This window comes from Sulfurovum sp. bin170 (assembly GCF_010892395.1).
GTDB lineage: Bacteria > Campylobacterota > Campylobacteria > Campylobacterales > Sulfurovaceae > UBA1140.
In genome coordinates, this window is the sequence record NZ_JAACKB010000309.1 from 1 (window position 1) to 3036 (window position 3036).

The window sequence follows — 3036 nt, forward strand, 5'->3', positions numbered from 1 at the left end:
ACTGCTCAACATGATGATTTGAATAGAACCCATATAGCCTGTAAACTCTTGAAAAGCAATCTCTTTATTTTCTAACTCCGAGGCATATTTTTTATCTATGATAAATGGCTGATTGTGATATTTACACTCTATAATATTCACCACATCATCAGCTCTCTCCAGCAGTATATCAATTTGAGCTCCACGCCCCTCAAGGCTTTTATCTACGCTTTTCCAGTAATAATTTCGACTATTAACACCCTCAATGCCCAAAGCTCTTTTAATCTCCACAATATGTTGATGGCATATGTTTTCAAAAGCAAAACCACACCATGATTTGTATCTTCGTGATTTATAGATGGCTTGAAAATAGTGCTTATTTCCCATAAAATCCACTTGGGAAGTATCTTTGACCCATCGGTTAAAAAAGTAGATAAATGGGTCTGAGACTCCATAGAGTACATCCCGTTTTAGTTGCTTATATTTGTATCTTCTTGTCAAAATATTGGAAGCTTCCAGCTCTTTGAGTGCATTGGAGAGTACAGCACCTTTGGTTAAGCCTCTTTTTTTACTCAAATCCGTTAGACTCTGTCCTCCCCAAGATGAGGAGAGATGCTCAACGATAAGTTCATGTGTCTGATGATTTTTAAATAGACTACGAAAGAGGCGACTGTATTCGGTTCGGAGTATTCCGTTTTTTTCAAAAAAGAGCATCTGTGTATTTTGTACAAATGACAACCCAACATCAAGCAGTTTCAAGTAGTGAGCCACACCCCCAAGCACCATATAGTAATCCATAACCGTTTTATTGCTTAAGCCTTTGTGACCATAATGGTACAAAAACTCTTTGGTCTCTTTGAGTGTAAAAACTTCCAAATGAATCTGTGCTGTAATACGATTGGAGAGCGAACCATGGTCATCTATAATATGGTCAATTATCCAACTCGTAGCAGAGCCACAGACGATTAAAAAAATATCATCTCTTTTTGAAGCAAAATCATTCCAAAAAAGTGAGATAGCCCCTTTGAAGCCATTGTTTTTCATCTCTGCCAACCACGGCAACTCATCAATAAAAATAGATATTTTAGAACCCTTTTGTGCCTCTATCGCAACTATCTCTCTTTGCAATGCTTGGAACGCTCTATCCCAAGAGCCAAACACCTCTTCTGAACAACCAAAAGCCAATGAAAGTTTATTTGAAAAATTGGCAAGATGCGACTCCAACTTCACATCATATGCCCCAGTAATCGAAAAGACAATCGACTCTTTTTGAGCCAAAAAGTGCGTAATAAGTTCTGTCTTACCAACCCTTCTTCTACCATATACAGCGATGAAAGAGGAGTAGTTTTTCGTATACTCCCTTTCTAAAATAGCCAACTCTTCTTCTCTAGCAACAAATTTCATGGTGACTCCAAAGTGTTATTTGATTCAGATTATATCGTATATTTAGAATTAAATATAATTTTATTGGCATATAGTTCTAAAATAAGCTATTTACAGAATCTTTTTTAGCTATTCCGTAACTCTTCATACTCTCTAGGAATCAAATAATCTTTACTCTTCATTGGCTCCGAAAACAACTCTTTTTCAAATCCAAGCTCATACAACTTATCAAGTGCCTTAAGTTGAAGTTCTGAGAGTTCTACTGACTCATCAGAAGCATACATATCAAGATATTTTGTTAACATAGCATCTGAAATTCTTACTAGGTTATCAGCTTCTAGTTTTTTACAAAGCTCATCTTTTCTATCATTAGCTACTTTTACTCCATCTATAAGGATATTTTCTATATCTATAGCACGGTTAAGAGGTAATGAACGCCTAATTGCCATTCCACCAAGAGGCAGGGGCAGACCCTCTCCTGCTAGTTCAACCCAAATATCCCAAATCTCTTTTTCAACCTCTAAGCTATCATCAAAATCCAAAATGGACTCATGAATCAGCACACCAGCGTCAACTTCACCAGAGACTACAGCCTGTTCAATCTCCAAAAAATCCATATATATAGGTCGTGCATCAGGATAATAGAGTCGAAAAAGCATAGCATTGGTGGTATATCTGCCTGACAGAGCTACTTTGAAGTTTCGTTTGAGTCTCTTATCTTTTCGGCGAATAAGTTTAGGTCCATATCCATCTCCAAAACTAACAGCCGTTCGCAGAAGTGCATACTCATCTTTAATCAACGGATACATCCCAAAACTAATGGCACTTACATCATAAGTACCCTTCATCGCCTCTACATTGAGTGTCTCTATATCCAGACCGATATTGGTAAACTCATAATCTTTTGTCTCTACCCACCCAAATTTGATAGCAAAGTACATAAATATATCATCTGCATCTGGGGAGTGGGCTAGTTCTATTTTTTTCATCTTAAGACCTGTGGTATTTAATTTTAGGTATTTTATCGAAATTTCACTAGCCCAACAATTAAATCTCTCCAGCTGCCGCTTTTTCCATCATTTTCACCATCCCTTCTCTTACATCTTTTGCATAGTTGAGTAGCTCATCAGGTAGCGTATGTCCACCAGAAATCATCATATCTAAAGCCATAGTATAGAGCCAAATATCTCCATTGACATCTTCAACAATCCCAACTCTACAAGGCATAAATCCAATAAACTCTCCAGAGTGTGCCAAAAATTTATCCGCAATTGTCGTTGAACAGTAAGAGCGAATATGTGTATAGAGACCACCTTCCCGTGGCATGGTTTTTTGGTCTACTTTTGCCAGTCCATACTCCTCACCCACTTCATCCATAATCTCAATGGCATTCTCTATCGCCTCCTCTTTGGTTGACCCCTCCTCAATTACAAGTTTTCTCTTTAAAATCATACCTTTTGCTGGGTCACCTGTTGTCAGAACATCATCACCCATTTTCATGTAGAGGTTAAATGCCGCTGGATCCATTTTCATAGCACTCTCTCCATATTTAACAAAAAAAGTAACTATAGCAAGTGTAACCATCAAACCTATTAGAGCAAGAGTGTTTTTTAAGAAATTCATTTTTTCTCCTTGAATATATTTATTATCTATTATAAAAGAAAAAGTTTAAAA

At 37.0% G+C, this 3036-nt stretch carries 3 protein-coding genes; all 3 read right to left on the reverse strand.

What is annotated here, in order from left to right; genetic code table 11:
- The coding region (locus GSY74_RS07375) for an ATP-binding protein (RefSeq protein WP_164664459.1) at positions 1-1383 on the reverse strand (1383 nt) is incomplete at its 3' end.
- Positions 1384-1487: 104 nt separating this feature from the next.
- Entirely contained in the window at positions 1488-2351 is an 864-nt protein-coding gene (locus GSY74_RS07380; protein WP_164664460.1) for a menaquinone biosynthesis family protein, read from the reverse strand.
- A 58-nt stretch (positions 2352-2409) separates the two neighbouring features.
- Positions 2410-2985 (reverse strand): DUF302 domain-containing protein, encoded by a 576-nt coding sequence (locus tag GSY74_RS07385; RefSeq protein WP_164664461.1) that lies wholly within the window; start codon positions 2983-2985, stop codon positions 2410-2412.
- Positions 2986-3036 lie beyond the last annotated feature (51 nt).

Coding starts and splice junctions, on each gene's coding strand:
- GSY74_RS07385 (WP_164664461.1), bottom strand. CDS start 2,985: ATGAATTTCTTAAAAAACACTCTTGCTCTAATAGGTTTGATGGTTACA.
- GSY74_RS07380 (WP_164664460.1), bottom strand. CDS start 2,351: ATGAAAAAAATAGAACTAGCCCACTCCCCAGATGCAGATGATATATTT.